Genomic DNA, 19,192 nt, shown 5'->3' on the forward strand with positions numbered 1-19,192 from the left:
GCAGCGGGCATCCTAGTGCATGGCTCTCTCGAAGGGTCGTCGAGCTCGGGGAACGTACGGTATGCTTCGTCCTCTCATGAATCTTTCGTACCGTGCCGCGAACGCGGCGCCCTTTTATGCGTTGGTCTTCGGCGAGCAGGCGGCCGCCCTGGAGCGCCAGGGACACCGGGTCGTCAAGCTCAGCATCGGCGAGCCCGACTTCGGCGCCCCGCCCGTCGTGTTGGAAGCGATGCGGGAGATCATGGACGGGCGCCCCTTGCCCTACACCGCCGCGCTCGGACTGCCCGCGCTCCGGCAGGCCATCGCCCAGTTCTACCGCGAACAGCACGACGTCGAGGTCGATCCCGCGCGGGTCGTCGTCACGTCGGGGGCCTCCGCCGCGTTGCTGCTGGTGACCGCCGCCACCACCGATCCGGGCGACGAGGTGATGATGGCCGACCCCTGCTATCCCTGCAACCGGCAGCTCGTGGAAAGCTTCGGTGCGCATGCCCGCCTCGTGCCGGCGAGCGCCGAGACCCGTTTCCAGCTCGACGCGACGTCCGTGCAAGCGCACTGGACGGAACGCACCCGCTCCGTCTTGATTGCCAGTCCTTCCAATCCGACGGGCACCTCGATTCCGCACCGCGAACTGGCGGCCATCTGCAACTTTGCCCGAGAACGCGGCAAATGGCGCGTCGTCGACGAGATCTACTTGAACCTCAGCGATCACGACGAGCGGGGAAGGCCGCCGCGGAGCGCGCTGGCGATCGACCCCGACGCGATCGTCATCAACAGCTTTTCCAAGTACTTCGGAATGACGGGGTGGCGTCTCGGCTGGTGCATCGTGCCGGAGGGGCTCGTATCGGCCATGGAGCGCCTCGCGATGAACTACTTCCTGTGCGCATCTTCGCCCGCACAGCTGGCCGCCTTGGAGTGCTTCACCCCTGAATCGCTCGCCGTGTGTGAAACGCGGCGGATCGAGCTCCTTCAGCGACGCCGCTTCGTCCTCGATGGCCTCGAGCGCCTTGGATTGCCCGTTCCCGCGGTGCCCGACGGTGCATTCTACGTCTACTTCGACGTACGCCGCACCGGACTGACGTCGTGGGAATTCTGCGAGCGGGTACTACGGGATGCCCACGTCGCCCTCACGCCCGGCAAAGACTTCGGGCATCACACGGCCGATACGCACGTCCGGCTCTCCTACGCCGCATCGATGGACGAACTTCGCGAGGGCCTGGCACGCCTCGAGACGTTCGTGAGCACCCTCGGCCCGCGGTGAGTACGGCATGGGTGAACCCGTCACCACGGTTTCACCTCCATCAAGACGGCCGCCGCCGCCGTCACGGCGCACATGATCCGCGCGTGGCGAGCGACGAGACCGAGGGTGCGCTCATCCCCGGTGGATTCACGCTTCCGAAGCGCGCGCCGCATCGCACCGCTCAGGGCACCGAGCACGAACAGCGCGAGGACCGACAGCCGAAACCACCAGGCGCCGTGGTAGGCACCCCCGGATGCATACTCGAGGAGCGCACCCGAGAGCAGCATGATGGGCAAGCTCCAGGTCAGGCCTTTCACCAGCTGCTGGAGCGTGTTCCAGGTGCCCGCACCCGCGGGCTCGTCACGGGACGCGATCACGGCGATGGCCACCACGCGGCCGAGGCCCAGGATCGCGGTGACGACATGAATCGATAGGGCAAGTCGGTAGAGCATCATGCCCAGCATGACGATCGAGCCGCTTACTTTGTGACACGGTACAACACGGCCGGCACGAGCAGGCCCAACAGCCACGCGATGTCCGCGCCCCCCATCCACGGTGCCAGCCAGCCGGTGAACACACCGGGCACGTTGGCAAAGGGGATCTGCACGAGCACCCCCACGACGTAGACACCAAGGGCGCGCACGTTCCAGCGCCCGTACGGGCCCGCGGCATCGTAGAGCGCGGGCACGTCGTAGTGTTCGCGGTGCACGACGTAGAAGTCCATCAGGTTGATGGCCGACCACGGCGTCAGAAAGTAGAGCAAGAACTCCAGGAACAAGATGAAGTTGCGCAGGAAGTCGCCGCGGCCGAGCACGGCCAAGGTGGCCCCGACGACGGCCACGGCCAGCACGTAGCCGGTGCGGCCCCTCTGCGAGAGCACGGCGCGCCCCGAGAACGCGGTGAGCGTGGTCGCGACGGACATGTAGCCACCGTAGACGTTGAGCACGTTGACCGTGAATTTGCCCAGGGCCACGGAGAGGAGCAGCGGCACGGCGAGCGAGGGCCCTCCCAGGCCCACGACGTACGCCACCTCGTGCCCCTTGAAGGCCTTGCCCGCCAGCGCAAACGCCAGCGCGCCAAAGGACATCGCCCACGCGGCCCCAAGCACGGTGCCACCGTAGGTCCACCAGAACGTGGCACGCACGGACGTGTCCTCGGGCAAGTAGCGCGAGGTGTCGGCGACGTACGGCCCGAAGGTCAGCTGCCACGATGCCGTGAGGGACAAGGCGAGCAGGAATGGCGGCCATTCCAAGTGCGCCCCCGACAGCAGCGCACCAACATCGTGCCCCGTGACGAGGCGGATCGACAGGTACACGAAGACGATGACCGACAGCCCCGAGGCCAGCCAACCAAAGCGGTGAATGAGCCGGTAGCCCGCGATCGCGACGACCGCCGTGAAGGCCGCGTACAGCACGATGGAGATATCCATCGGCAAATGGGTGAGCCCCGCCACCGCCTGGCCCCCGAGCACATTGCCGCTGGCGAAGAAGCCGAGGTACATCATGACCACGAGCACCAGCGGCAGCACCGCACCGTACACGCCAAATTGGGCGCGGCTCTGGATCATCTGCGGAACGCCGAGCTTCGGTCCTTGGGCCGCGTGCAGGGCCATGGGCACGCCGCCGAGGGCATTGCCCAGGACGATGGCCACGACGGCCCACATGGGGTGCAGCCCCACGAGCACGGTGAGCGCCCCGGTGATGGCCGAGGTGATCTGCATGTTGGCCGCGAACCACAAGGCGAAAAGGCTGCGCGGGTGGCCATGCCGCTCGAGCGCCGGGATGGGGTCGATGGACCGTGTCTCGATCTCGGGCACGGCACCATCGTACGATGGGCGATCATGAAAGCGATCGACGAAGTTTCGCCTCAACGCGACGGCCGCAGGCGCTTGATGGTCTCGATGAGGGCGCGCATCTTCGGTTGCTCTTGGGTGCGCTCGGGGAAGTAGAGGCAAATGCCGGGGCCCTTGGTGACGAAGGACTCGAGAACGCGCTCGACGCGGCCGGCCGCGAGATCGTCTTCGATTTCCTCGTCGGGGACGTAGGCGAGGCCGCAGCCTTCGCAGACCAGGGCCACCATGAGGCGAATGTCGTTGGCCACGATGCCGCCGGGCACGTCGATGGTGATCTCCTTCCCTCGCCGTTCGAGCTCCCAGCGGTACACGACGCCGGTCGCCATCATGCGCTGGCGAACGGCCTGGTGCTGGAGCAAATCCTCCGGCTTGGACGGGCGCCCCATCTTGGCGAGGTACCCGGGCGAGCCCACGATGGACCAGGACGAGTGCTTCGTGATGGGAACGCGCACCATGTCCTTTTCGACGGCGTCGCCGAGGCGGATGCCCGCATCGAAACCCGACGCGACGAGGTCGACGAAGGCGTCGTCGAGTGAGACCTCGACGGTGAGCTCGGGGTAGGCCTCGCGCATCCGCGCCACCAGGGGTGCGATGAGCCAGCCGCTGGTGCGCGGGGCGGTGAGGCGAAGCTTGCCCGAAGGCCGGCCGCGGTAATCGCTCAGGGCCGTGAGCGCCTCCTCCACGTCGCGCAATGCGGGGCGCAGCCGATCGAAAAGCGTTTGGCCCGCATCGGTGAGGGCCACGTGCCGCGTGGTCCGCTGGAAGAGCACGACGCCGAGGCGGCGCTCGAGCAGTTTGATCTTCTGGCTCATCGCCGTGGGCGTGACCCCCACCTCCGAGGCGGCGGCGGTGAAACTCTTGTGCTGCGCCACCGCAAGAAAGGAGGAAAGGCCGTCGAGGGAATCGGTCATGGCCGCCCGATTATGAACCATTGATTCAAAAGGCATACACCATTCAATGCATTCTCTTCGCAATGTGAAAGGCGCATCTTGTCCCTCGTCCAAAGAGAGGGAGATCGCCATGACAACGAACGACACGAAGCGGGTTTGGTTCATCACGGGTGCATCGCGCGGCATTGGCGCGGAGATCACGAAAGCGGCGCTCGCTGCGGGCGACACGGTGGTCGCCACGGCGCGGGATCCTCGGAAAATTGGCGAGCGCTTCGGTGCATCGGATGCGCTCTTGCCGGTGGCGCTCGACGTCACCAACGAGGCCTCGGTCGCCGCCGCGGTGAAGGCGGCGATCGCGCGGTACGGACGCATCGACGTCCTCGTCAACAATGCCGGCTACGGGATCATCGGCGCCGTCGAGGAGACGCCGGGCGACGACGTGCGGCGCATCTACGAGACGAACGTGTTCGGCCTCCTCGCCGTCACGCGCGCGGTGCTTCCGCATCTACGCCGGCAGCGCGCGGGGCTCATTTTGAACCTGTCGTCCGTGGGCGGTTACCGCTCGGGGCCGGGGTTCGGCATCTATTGCTCCACCAAGTTCGCGGTGGAGGGCATCTCGGAGGCGCTTCACGGTGAGCTCGCGCCGCTGGGCATCGGCGTCACCATCATCGAGCCCGGGTATTTCCGCACGGAGTTCCTCGAGTCGAACTCCGTCGTCGAAACGGCAGCGACCATATCCGATTACGCGGAGACGTCTGGCATGGTTCGCAGTCGCGCGAAGAGCGTCAGCCTGCAGCAGCCGGGCGATCCCGTGCGCCTCGCGCGCACCATCGTCGAACTGGCCGGTTCCAAAGCGCCGCCCCTTCGACTTCCGCTGGGAAGCGACACCGTCGCCGCCATCGAAGAGAAGAACGCCTTCGTCGCCCGCGAACTCGCCGCATGGCGCGCCGTGGCCGTCTCGACCGACTTTCCCAAATGAATCAATTTCCGCCGGCGGCGATTCTTCTTCCAAACGGGGAATCGATTTGATTCGACATCCGTACTAGGTCACATAGTACAGTTCATTCAGGCGGCTCGACGTGACCTTGCGCATTCGCATCTCCCCTGGTTCCAACACACCGATCTATCGGCAGATCGTCGACCAGGTGCGCATGGCGGTCCGGCTGGGGGTCGTCGTCCCGGGCGATCCCCTCCCCAGCGTTCGCGCTCTGTCCGAGGAGCTCGTGGTGAACGCCAACACCATCGCCAAGGCTTATGCCGAGCTTTGCCAAGATGGCACGGTCGAATCACGCGCGGGGCGTGGAATGTTCGTAGCGCCCGAGCGTCCTGTGTGGAGCGCGGCGGAGCGCCGGCTTCGTTTCGAGAATGCGCTCGAAGAGTTCCTGCGGGAAGCCGTCTTCCTTCGATATTCGAGTCAGGAGATCCATCGCGCGATCGACGAACGACTCGGCCTCCTCTGGGGGCGTGCGGAAAAGGGGAAACGCAAATGACCGACATCGCCGTCGAATTCGACACCGTCACGTGCATCTTCGGTCAAAAGGTCGCCGTGCGCGATCTTTCCCTGAGAATCCCCGTGGGGTCGACCTTCGCACTCGTGGGGCGCAATGGCGCGGGAAAGAGCACCACGATTCGCACGCTGCTCGGATTGATCGAGCCCACGCGTGGCGCATCGAAGCTTTTGGGCGCGGACAGCCAACGACTCCCGCCCGAGGTGCGCGCCCGCGTCGGTTACCTTGCCGAGGGGCACCCGGTGCACCGTCGGATGACCGTGCAGGAGCACGCGGGATTCCAGGCGAGGTACCACGCGAAATGGCACGAGAAGACCTTCCGCGCCATCCTGGAGGCCTTCTCCATCGACGAGCGCGCCAAGGCGATTCATCTTTCGCGAGGTCAAAGAGCCATCGTCTGCCTCGGCCTCACGCTCGCCACGCGTCCAGATTTGCTCGTACTGGACGACCCCATGATGGGGCTCGACCCCATTGCGCGCCGGGCTTTCCTCGAGGCGCTCGTTCATTTCAGCCGCGGAGAAGGCCGCACGGTTCTTTTTTCCTCGCACCTTTTGGCGGATGTGGAGCGCGTGGCCGATTACCTCGGCGTGCTCGATGGGGGCTCCCTGCGCGCGTGTTGCACCATCGATACGTTTCAAAAGCAGGTTCGGAAATACATTCTGCACTTCGACGGCAAGCCACCGGGGTTGTCGCTGTTCCCGGGGCTCGTCGGGGTCGCCGTGCGCCCGTCCGAGCTCCATGCCACCGTCGTATCGAACGGCGATACGCTGCCGCCGCCTCTTCGGGCTCTCCATCCTCGCGCGGTCGAGGAGTTGCCCATGGGGCTCGAGGATTCCCTCCTCGCGTACATCGGGGATGCGAGCGTGGGTCACTTTCTGCTGCACGAGCCGCACGATCAGGAGGTCGCATCATGATGGGTATTTTTGCCAAGGAGCTTCGCGATCAAGCCAAAACGGCGTTGGCTGCGACCTTGATGGCCACCGCGGGCATGGCGTTGGCGCTGTCCCACACGGGGCGCGAAGGCGCATGGAAAGGCCTGTCCGGCGAAGGATTTCAAATGATCACGGTCCTCGCGAGCGCGATCGGCGGACTGGGATTCGGAATCCTGCAAACACTTCCCGAAATGCGAAATGGGTCCTGGGCCCTGCTCGTGCACCGCCCCATTTCACGCACGCGCATTTTCTTTGGAAAGATGCTCGCGGGGATCGCGCTCTACCTGCTCGCCCTGGGGCTCCCGTTGGCCGCCGCCGTCGTTTGGGTATCGCTGCCTGGTAGCCTCGGGAGCCCGTACGCTCCGGCCCTGATGCTCCCGGCCGTCGTCGATATCCTTGCAGGCATTGGCTATTATTTCGCCGGCATGCTCGTAGGCGTGCGGTCCGTGCGCTGGCACGGAAGTCGGCTGCTCCCCGTCGGCGGTGCGGCCGCCATCCACGCCGCCGCGTTGCCCGTCCCCCAATTTTGGCAGGCAACGGCGGTGGTCGCGGCAGGCGCCGCGCTGCTCGGGGTGGCCGCGTGGGGCTCGTTCATTCGGGCCGGCGTCTTGCGCTCGACCCCCATCGCGGCACGCGTGGCGCTCGGTGCGGGTGTGCTCCTCGGAATCGGGTTCTTCGGAACCGTGACCTTGGTCATCGGCTCGACCTACCTGAGGGGCTTCGAATTCGTGGACGACGGCGGACGGCCCGGAAAAGAGTTCCATGAACTCACCGAGGATGGAGACATCGTTCTCGTCCGGCAGGTTCACACGAGGCGCGAGGTCACGGATCTTTCGGGCCGCGCGAGGCCCGACCTCGGGACCGAGAGCAAGCCCTACGCCGCGGAGCCTTTGCACCCCCTGTTTCCCCTTTCCCAGCTTTACCCTCGACGGGAGCATCCAGAGTGGGGCGGACGCTTGGGGTACCGGAACCCGGAGACCTATATCCGCTACATTTTCGAACTGCAGGAGGAATCGACGCGCTGGTACGAGATCAAGAGCCAAGGGCTTCTCGTGGGTTACGACAAGCGAACGAAGCGCGAAATCGCGAGACTTGGTCCTTTTTCCCCCGACGTACGCTTTCAATTCGTCAATACCTCGAACGACACGTTCGGCTTCGCCCTCGAGCGCTCGAAGCTCTGGAGGCTCGACTTCTCCCACGGCAAGGTCACCTTGGCGTTGGAGTTGCCCGGCGAAGAGATCGTGGACGCGCAGCCCGTGTGGGCTCAAAATTGGACGCGCGAGGTGGCCGTCTGGACCACGAACCACGTGGTCATCTTGGAGGGCGGCGAGCAGCGTTTCAGCGTGCCGCTCGACGTGACACCCGTCCAGAAGATCGAAATCGGTCCCCTTCTGGGCGGCGTCCGTACCGTCAAGTACGAATCTCCTTCGAACCAGGCTGTCTTCGTCCAGTATCGCCCCGACGGGACCGTGCGAACGCGCCATGAGTTTGCGCTGCAGGATCCGCCGTGGTCACCCACGCCACACCACGCTTGGTACGGCGCCTTCTTTCCACTGCCGGTGGGCTTCCTCTTGCCCGCGGACACGTCGTTGGGTTTCTCCCGCGAGTGGATTCGCCATTTCCTTCTTTTCGGGCTTTGCGCCAGCGTGGCCTCGGCCATGGCCAATGGGTTCATCGCCAAGCGCCATGCGATGGATCGCGGACGGACGGTCCTCTGGGGCGCGCTCGGACTCGTTTTCGGCCCCTCGGGCATCATGCTCGCCTTGGCCCTGTTGGACTGGCCGGCGCGCGCTCGATGCGGCGGGTGCGGACGCCTGCGCATCCTGGAACACGCTGCGTGCGAGCACTGCAAAGCGCCTGCATCGCGTTCGTCGCACGATGGGACGGAGATCTTCGAGTTGGATATGGGCATGACGCCCGCGGCAACCTACCGCTCCCACTGACGGACGATCTCGAGAAACGCCCGCGCGGTCTCCGGTAGCCCCTCGCGCGGGTAGACGACCAAGAGCTGTGTGTTCGGCACCGGCGAGGCCACGGGGCGCGTGACCACGCCGGGGCGACGGGCCGCATCGCTCAGGCTCTCCGGCACCAAGGTCACGCCGAGGCCGGCGGCAACGAAGCTCACCGCCACCGTCGTCTCGCTGGCCGATTGCGAGATCCGCGGTTCGAATCCGGCATGCCGGCAGACGGCGTACATGAACTCGGTCCAACCGCTCGCGGGCGTGGGATGCAAGATGAATCGCTCGTTCGAGAGTGCGGTCAACGGCACCATGCGCTTGCGCGCCAGCGGATGGTCCTCGGGCAGCACCAGGGCCATGGACTCCTCGGTCAAGGGCATCGTTTCGAAGTCCTTGATCTCGACCGGCGTGCGGATGAACGCAATGTCGATCTCACCGCGTTCGAGCGCCGCCAGCTGCACACCCGACGACATCTCCCGCACCGCGAGATCGACGTCCGGATAGCGGCGCACGTAGGCACGAAGCAAGCTCGGTAGGATGGCGTACGTCGCCGACTCTGCAGCGCCCAGCGAAAGCCGGCCCACCTCACCGCGTCCCGCACGCCGCGCAAGATCGATGGCCCGCTCGAGTTGCACCATGCCGCGGCGCCCTTCCTCGAAGAAGGTGCGCCCCGCGGCGGTGAGCTGCATGCGGCGCCGGCTGCGATCCACCAGCTCGACACCGAGCTCGCGCTCGAGGGCTTGAATCTGCTGGCTCAAACCTGGCTGCGCGATGTGAAGGCGGCGCGCGGCGCGCCCGAAATGAAGTTCCTCGGCGAGGACTAGGAAGTAACGCAAATGACGGAGTTCGACCATTTGATAAGCGCCGCTTCTCGAACGGTCCGATCTATCTATTGGACCCGAAGCGCCGCGCTCCCATCTTATGCGCAAACGACCCATGTCCGCGCTTGCTTTGAAGTTGCTCTTGATGCCCCTCTTGCTCGTCTTCGTTTCATGGACTGCGCGCCGCTACGGTCCGCGCGTGTCGGGCATCGTGACGGGACTGCCGGTGGTCTCCGGTCCCATTTCGCTCTTCTTGGCCGTGGGCAACGGGCCGCGGTTTGCGTCGGGGGCGGCGCCCGGTGCGCTCGCCGGCTTGGGCGGCGTGGGGGCCTTCTGCGGCGCCTACGCGTGGGCTTCGCGCCGCGCGACGTGGCCTCGTGCGCTGGCCTGCGGACTCGGTGGGTTTCTCGTGGCGGCCGTGCTCCTACAGCATGCGTCCGGTACACTGGGCGCCTTGTCCATCGCGGCATTGGCCATGCTGATCGCGGTGCGCTGGATGCTCGCGCGCTCGGAAGACGCGGTGGTGACGGCCTTGCCGCCGGCCGCGCATTGGGAACTTCCCGCGCGCATCGCGCTCGCGACGGGCATCGTCGTTGGGCTGACCGCCGCCGCCGAGCAGCTCGGGCCGAGGTCCAGCGGCGTCATTTCGACCTTGCCGGTTCTCTCGGCGGTGGTCGCCGTCTTCATGCACGCGCGCGGCGGCGACCGTGCCGTGAGAACCTTTCTGACGGGTGTCGTCGGCTCCTCCATCGGGACCGTGGGCTTCTTCGCGGTCATCGGCGCATGGCTCACGCCGGGCGCATTGGTCACCACGTATGCCATGGCGTTCGTCGCCACGGCCGCGATCAATGTGATTTCACGCTGACCATCGCCGCACCGTCGAGCAAGAAGCCGGAAAACGCTGCCTCTTCCGAGGCGCGTGACAACGAAGAGGCGCGACGAGGGCCGTCGTCGGATGGGCCGCTGGAACGCGCTGCGAGACCGCCGGCGTAGGCGGTCGTCAGCGCAAGACTCAAAATTCCGGTGTAAACCGCCAAGGAACGCAACATCTCGTCCCTGCGTGCCCGGACACCCCGCGGTGCGTTCAATCAAAATGCGCGAATCGTCAAGAATGGCCGGGACCGGCATGTAAGAATCCGCTCGGCGCGATGGCGGTATCCGCCAGAGACCGTCCATCTTCGACGACCGGGCGCGGGATCCGGCGAGGTGGCGCGGGCAGGCCGAGCGATCGCAACCTCGGAACGTGCGTTGCACTGCCCGCCGGGTACGCATGGTTTGGTTCGATCCGAAGCTGCAGAAGATCCTCGTTCGACTCGTGTACGACGGGCCCGCACACGCGGGCAAAACGACGAACGTGGCACAGCTCGCGGCCGCGTTCACGACGTTGCGGCGCGGGGAGTTGTTGGTGCCCGAGGAGAAGAATGGGCGCACCCTCTATTTCGATTGGTTGCACCTCGACGGGGGCGTCATTGCGGGCCACGGCTTGCGCTGTCAGCTTCTCACCGTCCCGGGTCAATCGCTGCTGGCCCAGCGGCGCTGGCACCTGGTCGAGACGGCGGACGTCCTGGTGTTCGTCTGCGACAGCACGTCGGCGGGTGTGCGTGAAGCCAAGCGCTCGTTCGAGATTTTTCGCGCGCGCTACTGCGATGCGGCCCGCCCGCGAGCGATCGTGGTGCAGGCGAACAAGCAGGATGCGGCGGACGCGCTGGCGCCCGAATGGATCGCGGAGGAGCTCGATCTGGGCCGCGACATTCCGGTCGTTGCGGCCCGCGCGATCGCGGGTGTGGGTGTGCGGGAAACCGCGGTGGTGGCCATCCGCGCCGCCGCCGATATCGCACAGCAGCTCGTGCTCACGAAGGGCATCGATGCGTTGGAACGTCCCAACGATGGCCCGGAGGAGCTGGTGGCGACGTTGAAGCCTCTCGGAAGTGCACGACGACCGCGGCACCGCGATGCACGAACGTGGGCGCCGGCCACGGTGCATGCCGAAACGGGCCTGCCGCTCCCCCACGCGGGCGTTCCGCATGGGTACGTGTGGCCGGCCGCGCGGGGCCGCGCGACTTTGCAGGCGATTGAATCGGCCTGCACCATCGCGAAGGTGGAGGCGTTGCCGAATACGGGAAATCGTGCGCTCTTTCGCATTGCCGGGTTCTCGCTGGAGGCCTCGGGCGAGCCGTTTTCGAGCGCCGAGCAGGCGCTCACGCAGATGCTCGCCGTGGCGCAAACGAAGGTGCGCCTTGGGACGCTGTGCCCGGAGGAGACGACGCTCGCCGTGATTGCGAACGAGAACCGCTTTTGGCTCTGGTCGATCGGGCCGGCGCTGCCGACGTTCGAAGAGGCGCTGGCGGTAGCGCCTCCGCGGGTGAAGACCCTCGAGTCGCTGGGGAAGGCGCTGGCGGAGTCGCTGCGCATTGCGCACACGCACTCGATTGTGCTGATCGCCGATCCTGCGCTGCTGGCGGCGTCGGGTGCGGGGTTCGTCTATTACGGGGACGTCCAATCCGGCGATGCCCCCTTGCGAGCGACGGCCGAGTCGATGCTCGATGGTCTCATTCGCGTACGGCCCACGTCGACGGAGCACGTGCGCTTGGCGCAGGCGCTATGGTTCGCGTTGGAGTCCGACACACAGCTGACCATGGCGGTTCACGTCGAGCTCGAACGCTGCGCGAACGCGGAAGCTACGGATCGCTCGCAGATGGCAAGCCGGTTGCTCGAGCAGTCGAGCGTCTCGCCACTGGACTGAGGAAGGGAGAAGCGGGGTATGTCCGAGGAGGATGCAGCGACGTTTCAAAGCGTGGAGTCCCTCGAGAAGGAGCTCGGGTGGACGGGGCGCATGATGGTGGACACGCTCCGCAAACAAGGCTGGCTCGCCGCCGTGGAAAGGCGTGCGGCGGACGCTGTCGAGCGCGAGCGCGAAACGCGGGAGCGCGAGGACCTTCTGCGGCATACGGTGTCGAAGCTCGAACGCGACCGGGTGCGCGAGGGGCGGGACCGGCAGCAATTGCGCGAGCAACTCGAGCGGACGAAGGCGGAACTCGAGCAGCGCGCGCAAACCATTGCCCACGCGGCGGTCACGCGGATCGAGCTCGAAGAGGGCATCCGCACCGCCGAAGCCGCGGGTGCGAAACTCGAGGCGGAGCTCGTCGAACAAGCCGGTGCGCTGATCTCGATTCAGGCCACGCTGTCCTCCCGCGAGCGGGAGCTGGAGAAGATGCGGTTCGAGCTCACCAATGCCAAAAAGGCCATGGATCAGCAGAGTCGAGAAAGAGCGACGCTGCAGCGGGGGCTCGACGAGACCACCGCGCGGTCCGCGCAGCACTTGCAGCAGAAGAACGAGTTGCAGCGCCGGCTCGATGAGGCGAATGCGAAGGCTCTGCAGGACAAGGCGGCCAACGACGAGCAGCTCGCCAAGGTGTCGAGCATGATCGACGTGCGCGAAGCGCGTATTTCGCAGCTCGAGCGAGAATTGGTGCAGGCGCTGGCGGCCAAGGTTCCCGAGGAAGCGCCGCCGAACGACGACGAGCGCGTCGCGGCGCTCGTGGCCGAGCTCGAGGAGCGGGATGCGCTGGTGGCGGAGCTGGAGAACGCGCTCACGGCGCAGCGCGCCGCCATCGCCAAGCGCGACACGATGCTGGCCGAGCTCCGCACGCTCGCCGACGAGGCGCGCTAGGAGCGGACGCGAGTCCTCGAGCTGAATCGCGCCACGTCGCGCAAGGGATGAAAGCACCACCAGGCGCAGGGGCGGGACAAACGGGTGCGTGATCGCGCGCTCCGCGCAACCTCACACGTGCTTCTTCTGGCCTTCTCTCTGCCAGACAAAAAATGAGGGTAGAAAAGTTCCGGTAGATGCGAGCAGTTTTTGCTGCTTCCCCAACGAGGTGTTCGGCTACCGGTCCGCGCCCACAGCGCCTCCCGTCACCGCTCCGCGTGTGGTTCCCGCTGGCTGGACCCCCGTAGGGGTGGCTCCGCGCGTCAACGGGCACATGGAGGGCTGTTGCCTCCCGATCGTACCTTGTGGCAACCCATCATCTCAGTCTGCGACCTTGCGGGCGTGGAGTCCGGAACACCACGCACCAAGGCCTGCCCGACGCATTGCCAACGCAGTGCCAATCGCATCCGGCCGAAAAATGCGCAACTCCATGCGCCGTGCCCTGTCCCGGACGATCGGCCCCCTGTCCCGGACACCGCACGAGCCCCTCCCTCGCCCTCGAGAAAGACGATGGCGACGCCATGCCCTCCTGGCGAACCCAATCCACGGACCAAATCGTTGGGTTTCCTCTCGTCACAGTTCCCGCAATCAAAAAAACTTCCCGTCTTCCCGTCTTCCTGTGAACTCCCTCCGGAACGCCGAGAGTGGCCGCTAGCCGTTGCTGTCGCAGGAGCGCGGTGATTCCTCGGGAATGCGCCGCAGCTCGGCGGCCTCCTCGCGCATCCGGCGTGCGAGGACGCCCGCGCTGGCGAGGACCCAGCCGAGGGTCACGCCGCATGCGACGAGGAACACGGCCCGATAGCCCGTGACGGCATCGGTGTTGCGCCGAACCACCGCCGAGACGATGCCGGCCACCGTGGGGCCGAGCAGCATCCCGACGCAGCCGGCGCCGTGGACCAGCGCCATCACGGTCGCGCGCTCGGAGGCTTGGCCGACCTGGGCGCCGTAGAAGATCACCGGCACGAAGATCATCGACGAGCCGATGCCGAAGAGCAGCATGCTTACGCCAATCGCATTGCGCGGTACCCATCCGAGCCCCGCGAGCGCGGCCGCGCAGAGCAGCGCTCCGCCCACGAGCATCGCCGCGCGCGGAATGCGATCGAGCAAGCGCCCCGCAGGGTACGACGCGAGAGCGAACGGCACGGTGACGAGTGAAAAGAGAAAGCCAATCGTCTTATCCGAATAGCCGTGAGCGCGATGGGCGAAGAGCGCAAACGTCACCACCAGACAACCGATCACGAAGCGACCGACGAAGGCCGCACCGAGCGGCACCCACAGCTCGGGCTCGCGCGAAAGGAGCGACGTGAACGATCCCGCGCTCGGGCGGCGTGCGCGCTGCGCGGCAGGACGCTCGCGTGTACTCAGCGCGACGAACAACGCGAGCATGCCCGCCACGACGAAGGGCATGCGCGCGTCGATAGTCAAAAGCAAACCACCGAAGAAGCTTCCGCACGCAATCGCCAGAACCACGGCCAGGGCAGCCATACCCATGACTCGACCGCCGTGGCTCTTCGAGTACACCGCGGCATCGCCCATGAGAATGGACGCAGCACCCACGTGTGCGGCGCCCTCCACCGTCCTGAGCACCAACAACACCGACGTCGGTACGTGCAACGCGAACGCACCGAGCAGCACCGCATCCACCATCGTGAGAAAAACGAGTAACGCACGTCGGTTTCCTAACGCGTCGTCCGCGCGCCCCAGTAGCGGCGCACCGATTGCGCCGCCGAGCATATTCATCGCCATGAACGCATGCATTGCGCCTTCGTCGCCAGCATGGTGACTGACAAATAACGGACGGATCGCTGGAGTGACCAGGGTGGCCGGTAACATCTGCGCGAAGAGTCTGAAATAGAGCGTTGCGAGTTGGGTCTGAATCAAGGTTCCATCCTCACGAGCAACCGGTATACCCTGCGGCGTATCTCCAGCGGATCATAGCCGATGACGTGTCGATTTTCGTGAGGCATGCCGGAGAAACGCATTTCGACATGGCGAAAGCCGCGCGCGGAGTTACATCGAATACGGACCTCGTGATAGGCTTCCCGGCGCTTCATCGAAGCGCGTTCGCTTGGGGGTGTAATGTCGAACGATAGTCAGCGCGATTGGCGTGAAGATGCGCGTATTTCCCATCGCAACCGTGTCGGGCTGATCTCGACGTCGACCGAACTCATCGAGCGCATCGAAACCGCCGTCGCCCAATGTGGAAGCGACCTCAGTGTCGCTTCGGATGCGGCGTGTGCCAAAGAAATCCTCGTAGCGCCAGGATACGCCCTCAAGATCGTCGACCACACCGCAGGCATGTGCGCCATTCCGCACGCGCCGTGCGACGGCTGTTCGATGATGGCCGCCATGTTCCATCAGGACGCCATTTCGCTCTTCGTGCGAAACGGTGAGACCCGAAAGACCATCCAGCGCTACGCGTCCGCCGACCTCGAGCCGCTCGTTCACGACGTCAAAGCCATTCTCCTGCGGGAGGAGTCGGCCGCGGTGCTCGACTCGGAAATCATCGGGGATTCAGCCGCGCTGCAGTCGGTGCGCGAACAAATCCGGCGCATCGGCCCCTACCGTGACATCTCCGTGATGGTGCTCGGCGAAACCGGCACGGGAAAAGAGCTCGTGGCGGAAGCGATCCACCGCATCGGTGCGCCCCCCGGAGCACCGTTCGTCGCCATCAATTGCGCAGCCGTTCCGGAGAACCTGTTCGAGAGTGAGCTCTTCGGGCACGAAGCGGGCGCTTACACGGGGGCACGCGGACCTCGGGCGGGCCTTTTGGAAGCAGGCGGTCAAGGTGTCGTATTTCTCGACGAGGTCGGCGATATGCCCCTCCCCCTACAAAGCAAATTGCTGCGGGTTCTCGAGACGCGGACCTTTCGACGCGTCGGCGGCACGCGAGACTTGCCGCTCCAAGCGCGAATCGTCTCGGCCACGAATGGCAACTTGGAGCTGATGCTCCGTCCCGATCTGCTCTATCGATTGGCGGGATTCACCATCGTCCTGCCGGCGCTGCGCGAACGCACGGAGGACATCCCCCTGCTCGCGCGGGCGTTTCTGCGCAGGTTCTCGCATCGTCATCGGATTCCCGTCACACGGTTTTCCGAAACGGCCCTCGCACGCCTCCGGCTCCACGATTGGCCAGGCAACGTGCGCGAGCTGCGCGGCACCGTCGAGCGTGCGGCGATCCTCTCGCGCAGCTCCGTCGTCGAGGAGGCGGACGTGCTCGCGGCCATCGCTCCCTTGAGGCAAGCATCGAGCAGCGGCGCCTACCCGTGCATCTCCGCCAGCGTCGCGCTCCCTGCCGTGAAGGCCGCGCCGCCCAGTGGTTCCCGCATGGCCACCGAGGGTGCCGATCGGCCCCGACTGCGCGACATGGAGCGCGATCTGATCCTCCAAGCGTACCAGGAGTCCGATCGCAAGTTGAGCGGTGCCGCACGCGCGCTCGGCCTCCCGCGTTCGACCCTGCGTGACAAACTTCGTCGCTACGGCGTGCTGACGTAAACCGCTAACGACTTTCGTCACCCGCCGCTCGTGAACGCGCGGCGGGCCTCGTTGCCAGCGACCTTCACGTGGTCCGCATCGTGCAAAACGTATCGCATCGCCGCGATGCGCACGAACCTCGAATCGACGGATTGGCTCGAAGAGCCGGCGTGGAATGGAACGCACCTCGCACTCAAGCACGCGGGTGCTGCTCTCGCGGTGTGCTCGCGCGAGGGACTCCTCGTCGGCGCAACCCCCAGCGCGTTCTCGCTCTTGGCGCGCGTGGGGATCTCCACGCGCAAGATCCCCTGCCCGTTGCCCCTCTTGTGGGAGCGACTCGAAACGAGCCCGCCAGGAGAGGCCATCGATTGGCGTCCGCCGAACTCCGACGTCGACGGCATCCGCCTCGGGTGCACCCGCCACGCCCTGGGCGGCGCCTACTTCCTGGTGGTCATGCGCGAGATCTCCGACAAGCACGTGACCCTCGCCCAACAGCTGCACCGGCAGCGACTCGAGGCCACGGGGCGCCTCGTTGCGCAGATCGTGCACGACCTGCGCGCCCCCCTCGCGAGCATCGTCTTCGACGCCGAGGTGCTCGCCGACCGCGGCCGGGAGCTCGACCCCACCGCATTGCATACCACCGCCTTGGCCTTGCGGCGCGCCGCCGATCGGCTTCGCAAAACGGTCGACGGCCTGCTCGGTTTCGCCAAACTCGGCCCGCCGGCCGAGTCCCACGCCGATCTCGGTGAGGCCGTCGAGCGCACATGCAGCCTCCTTCGTCCATCGCTGCGTAACGGAGGGCACCGCATCGAAGTCGACCTCTCGCCCAACGCGCGGTGCGTGCAGGCCTCGCCGCTGGTCGTCGAGCAAATCCTGGTGAACCTCGTCATGAATGCCGTCGAGGCGGCGCAGGCCCCCATCACGATCCGGATCGCGACGTGGCGCATGACCCACAAGGTCCGCATCGTCGTGCAGGACAACGGCCCCGGGATGAGCGCCGAAAGCCGCGCCCGTGCCTTCGAACCGTTCTTCACCACGAAACCCAGGAACAGCGGCCTTGGCCTGACCGCATCGCGCGATGCCGCCCTCGATGCAGGGGGTGACCTGCGCATCGAATCGTCCGACCAAGGCGCATGCTTCGCCATCACGCTGCCCTCGCCGGCGGGGAGCCCGGCCCCATGACCGCCGTGCTCGTCGTGGACGACGATCTTCAATTCCGAGAGACCCTCGTGCGGCACCTCACCGGACAAGGCTTCGACGTCTCCAGCGCGCAGAGCGTGGACGAGGCCATCACCCTCCTCGAGCGGCGCCCGGCCGACGTCGTGCTCACCGATCTGCGACTCGGCGTTCGCGATGGCATCGACCTCATTGCGACCATCCGCTCGCGATCGATCGCCGCGCGAACCATCCTCATGAGCGCATTCGCCACGGCGCGCGATTACCAGACGGCCACCGAACTCGGCGCCGTGCGCGTTTTGTGCAAACCGTTCACGCCGGAGGACTTGCTCGACGCCATTCGCCAGGCGATCGACTGCAGCACCGGATTCCGCGGAAGCATTCACGGACTGTCGCTGATCGACATGCTGCAGATGTTCCACCTGGCGCGGCGGTCCATCGTCCTCCACATCGGCGACACCGTCACGGGGCACGTCTACGTCCAAGACGGCGAGGTCGTTCATGCCGAAAAAGGCACGCTGTCCGGGGAGCCCGCATTGCTCGCGATCTTGTCGGCCCAATCGGGTTCGGTGTCCACGTCAGCCCTCGGATCTACGCCCCGGACCATCGCACGAAGCTTCTCTTCTCTGCTGCTCGACCTGCTCCGGCAGATCGACGAATCCAGCCTTCCACGCGAAGGCGAACGACTCGAGCTGGAGGACGAAGCCATTGGAGATTGGCAGTCAGACGAAGGAGAAGAAACGATGGGTAAGATCGATGATGCGTGCAAGGAAGTCGTGGCCAAAGTGGATGGCGCCGTCGCGTGCGGCGTCGTCGATCTCGATACGGGCATGTTGCTCGGCATTCACAACGGCGCGGCTTATACTCAGACGCTGAACGAGATCGTCGCCGCGGCAACCATGGACCTTTTTCGGGGTCCGAACGTGGGGCGCATCGAGCAGATGGTCCGCGCGCATCGAGGTTTACCGGAGAACGGTGCACACTATTTCCAGGAAATACACATCACCTCCGAGCACAATTATCATTTTGCAAAAACATTGAAGCAAAACCGAGCCGTCATCATGCTCGTGACCAAGAAGACCACGAACATCGGTTTGGGCTGGGCGCAATTGAAGGCAGTAATCCCCATCGTCGAGCCGCTGGTTCCCTGAGCTCGACGCCATTCTACGACGACGTAACCATGCGCCCGAAGAATCAAGGGCAAAGAAAGGCAGATCCATGAGTCTCGACAGTGCTCTCGCGAATGTGCAACGTGCGGTTCCCGAATGTGTCGCCGCAGGCTTCGTCGACATGAAAACGGGAATGCTCCTGGGTGTGAAGACCGTCGACAGTCACCCTCAGGAGGTATTGGATCTCGTCGCCGCCGCCACCGGAGATCTCTTCCAGGGCTCGAACGTGTCGGTCATCGAGTCCACGTTCAAGCGCTTGCGGGGCGTCAAGGACGACGGGCATCACTATTTTCAGGAGATCATCGTCCTCTCGGACAATTTGCTCCACGTTTTCCAACGCGGGAAGCGAAACGAGGACATGGTGCTCGTCACGGTTTGCAGGGTTTCTGCCAACTTGGGCATGGTGCTGGCCAAGGCACGCGGTGCGCTCGCGTCCGTCGAATCCGCAGCCTAACGAGCATGGCGA

17 protein-coding genes are annotated in these 19,192 nt (G+C 65.5%); 12 read left to right on the top strand and 5 right to left on the bottom strand.

Going from position 1 to position 19,192, the window contains the following annotated elements; translation table 11 throughout:
* The first annotated feature begins 76 nt into the window (after positions 1-76).
* Positions 77-1,258: an aminotransferase class I/II-fold pyridoxal phosphate-dependent enzyme gene (locus tag LVJ94_32675; protein WXB01660.1), complete on the top strand. Its 1,182-nt coding sequence runs from the start codon at positions 77-79 to the stop codon at positions 1,256-1,258.
* A gap of 20 nt (positions 1,259-1,278) precedes the next feature.
* Here LVJ94_32675 and LVJ94_32680 read toward each other — a convergent pair whose 3' ends face one another.
* The 3 genes from LVJ94_32680 to LVJ94_32690 are packed head-to-tail and all read right to left on the bottom strand — an operon-like array spanning position 1,279 to position 4,000.
* The gene (locus LVJ94_32680; GenBank protein ID WXB01661.1) at positions 1,279-1,692 is read right to left on the bottom strand and encodes a hypothetical protein; all 414 of its coding nucleotides are present in this window, start codon (positions 1,690-1,692) and stop codon (positions 1,279-1,281) included.
* 23 nt (positions 1,693-1,715) lie between these two features.
* Entirely contained in the window at positions 1,716-3,053 is a 1,338-nt protein-coding gene (locus LVJ94_32685) for a cytosine permease (GenBank protein WXB01662.1), read from the bottom strand.
* Positions 3,054-3,103: 50 nt separating this feature from the next.
* Positions 3,104-4,000 carry a LysR substrate-binding domain-containing protein gene (locus tag LVJ94_32690; protein WXB01663.1) on the bottom strand — a complete coding sequence of 299 codons (897 nt, stop codon included), beginning with the start codon at positions 3,998-4,000 and terminating at the stop codon, positions 3,104-3,106.
* 109 nt (positions 4,001-4,109) lie between these two features.
* Here LVJ94_32690 and LVJ94_32695 point away from each other — a divergent pair, with 109 nt between their 5' ends.
* The 4 genes from LVJ94_32695 (at position 4,110) to LVJ94_32710 (ending at position 8,362) form a co-directional block, all read left to right on the top strand.
* Positions 4,110-4,958 (top strand): oxidoreductase, encoded by an 849-nt coding sequence (locus LVJ94_32695; protein WXB01664.1) that lies wholly within the window; start codon positions 4,110-4,112, stop codon positions 4,956-4,958.
* Between the two features lie 100 nt (positions 4,959-5,058).
* Complete coding sequence (locus tag LVJ94_32700; protein WXB01665.1) at positions 5,059-5,469, top strand: GntR family transcriptional regulator; 411 nt, start codon at positions 5,059-5,061, stop codon at positions 5,467-5,469.
* Positions 5,466-6,401 carry an ABC transporter ATP-binding protein gene (locus LVJ94_32705; GenBank protein ID WXB01666.1) on the top strand — a complete coding sequence of 312 codons (936 nt, stop codon included), beginning with the start codon at positions 5,466-5,468 and terminating at the stop codon, positions 6,399-6,401. Before LVJ94_32700 ends, LVJ94_32705 begins: the two co-directional genes overlap by 4 nt.
* The gene (locus tag LVJ94_32710) at positions 6,398-8,362 is read left to right on the top strand and encodes a hypothetical protein (protein WXB01667.1); all 1,965 of its coding nucleotides are present in this window, start codon (positions 6,398-6,400) and stop codon (positions 8,360-8,362) included. Before LVJ94_32705 ends, LVJ94_32710 begins: the two co-directional genes overlap by 4 nt.
* Here the strand turns inward: LVJ94_32710 and LVJ94_32715 are convergent.
* On the bottom strand, positions 8,347-9,231 hold the full coding sequence (locus LVJ94_32715) for a LysR substrate-binding domain-containing protein (protein WXB01668.1): 885 nt from the start codon (positions 9,229-9,231) through the stop codon (positions 8,347-8,349). The two genes, LVJ94_32710 and LVJ94_32715, sit on opposite strands and share 16 nt — an antisense overlap.
* A gap of 82 nt (positions 9,232-9,313) precedes the next feature.
* Here LVJ94_32715 and LVJ94_32720 point away from each other — a divergent pair, with 82 nt between their 5' ends.
* The 3 genes from LVJ94_32720 (at position 9,314) to LVJ94_32730 (ending at position 12,868) form a co-directional block, all read left to right on the top strand.
* Positions 9,314-10,063 carry a hypothetical protein gene (locus LVJ94_32720; protein WXB01669.1) on the top strand — a complete coding sequence of 250 codons (750 nt, stop codon included), beginning with the start codon at positions 9,314-9,316 and terminating at the stop codon, positions 10,061-10,063.
* A gap of 405 nt (positions 10,064-10,468) precedes the next feature.
* The gene (locus LVJ94_32725) at positions 10,469-11,941 is read left to right on the top strand and encodes a hypothetical protein (protein ID WXB01670.1); all 1,473 of its coding nucleotides are present in this window, start codon (positions 10,469-10,471) and stop codon (positions 11,939-11,941) included.
* Positions 11,942-11,959: 18 nt separating this feature from the next.
* Entirely contained in the window at positions 11,960-12,868 is a 909-nt protein-coding gene (locus LVJ94_32730; protein WXB01671.1) for a hypothetical protein, read from the top strand.
* Between the two features lie 690 nt (positions 12,869-13,558).
* Here the strand turns inward: LVJ94_32730 and LVJ94_32735 are convergent.
* Positions 13,559-14,740, bottom strand: a complete 1,182-nt coding sequence (locus LVJ94_32735; GenBank protein WXB10767.1) for an MFS transporter — start codon at positions 14,738-14,740, stop codon at positions 13,559-13,561.
* A gap of 246 nt (positions 14,741-14,986) precedes the next feature.
* On the opposite strand from LVJ94_32735, the gene LVJ94_32740 reads away from it, so the two are divergent.
* The 4 genes from LVJ94_32740 to LVJ94_32755 all read left to right on the top strand — a co-directional run bounded on the left by LVJ94_32740 (position 14,987) and on the right by LVJ94_32755 (position 19,180).
* Positions 14,987-16,402 (top strand): sigma-54 dependent transcriptional regulator, encoded by a 1,416-nt coding sequence (locus tag LVJ94_32740; GenBank protein WXB01672.1) that lies wholly within the window; start codon positions 14,987-14,989, stop codon positions 16,400-16,402.
* A 105-nt stretch (positions 16,403-16,507) separates the two neighbouring features.
* Entirely contained in the window at positions 16,508-17,563 is a 1,056-nt protein-coding gene (locus LVJ94_32745; protein ID WXB01673.1) for a HAMP domain-containing histidine kinase, read from the top strand.
* Positions 17,515-18,708 carry a response regulator gene (locus LVJ94_32750; GenBank protein ID WXB01674.1) on the top strand — a complete coding sequence of 398 codons (1,194 nt, stop codon included), beginning with the start codon at positions 17,515-17,517 and terminating at the stop codon, positions 18,706-18,708. Before LVJ94_32745 ends, LVJ94_32750 begins: the two co-directional genes overlap by 49 nt.
* A 67-nt stretch (positions 18,709-18,775) precedes the next feature.
* Positions 18,776-19,180 carry a hypothetical protein gene (locus LVJ94_32755; GenBank protein WXB01675.1) on the top strand — a complete coding sequence of 135 codons (405 nt, stop codon included), beginning with the start codon at positions 18,776-18,778 and terminating at the stop codon, positions 19,178-19,180.
* The last annotated feature ends 12 nt before the right edge of the window (positions 19,181-19,192 follow it).

The organism is Sorangiineae bacterium MSr11367 (assembly GCA_037157805.1).
GTDB classification, from domain to species: domain Bacteria; phylum Myxococcota_A; class Polyangia; order Polyangiales; family Polyangiaceae; genus Pendulispora; species Pendulispora rubella.

What these genes read in the sequence shown, in the direction of transcription:
- LVJ94_32720 (WXB01669.1), top strand. Translation starts at nt 9,314, where the DNA reads ATGTCCGCGCTTGCTTTGAAGTTGCTCTTGATGCCCCTCTTGCTCGTC.
- LVJ94_32755 (WXB01675.1), top strand. Translation starts at nt 18,776, where the DNA reads ATGAGTCTCGACAGTGCTCTCGCGAATGTGCAACGTGCGGTTCCCGAA.
- LVJ94_32750 (WXB01674.1), top strand. Translation starts at nt 17,515, where the DNA reads ATGCTTCGCCATCACGCTGCCCTCGCCGGCGGGGAGCCCGGCCCCATG.
- LVJ94_32680 (WXB01661.1), bottom strand. Translation starts at nt 1,692, where the DNA reads ATGATGCTCTACCGACTTGCCCTATCGATTCATGTCGTCACCGCGATC.
- LVJ94_32725 (WXB01670.1), top strand. Translation starts at nt 10,469, where the DNA reads ATGGTTTGGTTCGATCCGAAGCTGCAGAAGATCCTCGTTCGACTCGTG.
- LVJ94_32730 (WXB01671.1), top strand. Translation starts at nt 11,960, where the DNA reads ATGTCCGAGGAGGATGCAGCGACGTTTCAAAGCGTGGAGTCCCTCGAG.
- LVJ94_32735 (WXB10767.1), bottom strand. Translation starts at nt 14,740, where the DNA reads ATGTTACCGGCCACCCTGGTCACTCCAGCGATCCGTCCGTTATTTGTC.
- LVJ94_32690 (WXB01663.1), bottom strand. Translation starts at nt 4,000, where the DNA reads ATGACCGATTCCCTCGACGGCCTTTCCTCCTTTCTTGCGGTGGCGCAG.
- LVJ94_32715 (WXB01668.1), bottom strand. Translation starts at nt 9,231, where the DNA reads ATGGTCGAACTCCGTCATTTGCGTTACTTCCTAGTCCTCGCCGAGGAA.
- LVJ94_32745 (WXB01673.1), top strand. Translation starts at nt 16,508, where the DNA reads ATGCGCACGAACCTCGAATCGACGGATTGGCTCGAAGAGCCGGCGTGG.
- LVJ94_32710 (WXB01667.1), top strand. Translation starts at nt 6,398, where the DNA reads ATGATGGGTATTTTTGCCAAGGAGCTTCGCGATCAAGCCAAAACGGCG.
- LVJ94_32740 (WXB01672.1), top strand. Translation starts at nt 14,987, where the DNA reads ATGTCGAACGATAGTCAGCGCGATTGGCGTGAAGATGCGCGTATTTCC.
- LVJ94_32705 (WXB01666.1), top strand. Translation starts at nt 5,466, where the DNA reads ATGACCGACATCGCCGTCGAATTCGACACCGTCACGTGCATCTTCGGT.
- LVJ94_32675 (WXB01660.1), top strand. Translation starts at nt 77, where the DNA reads ATGAATCTTTCGTACCGTGCCGCGAACGCGGCGCCCTTTTATGCGTTG.
- LVJ94_32695 (WXB01664.1), top strand. Translation starts at nt 4,110, where the DNA reads ATGACAACGAACGACACGAAGCGGGTTTGGTTCATCACGGGTGCATCG.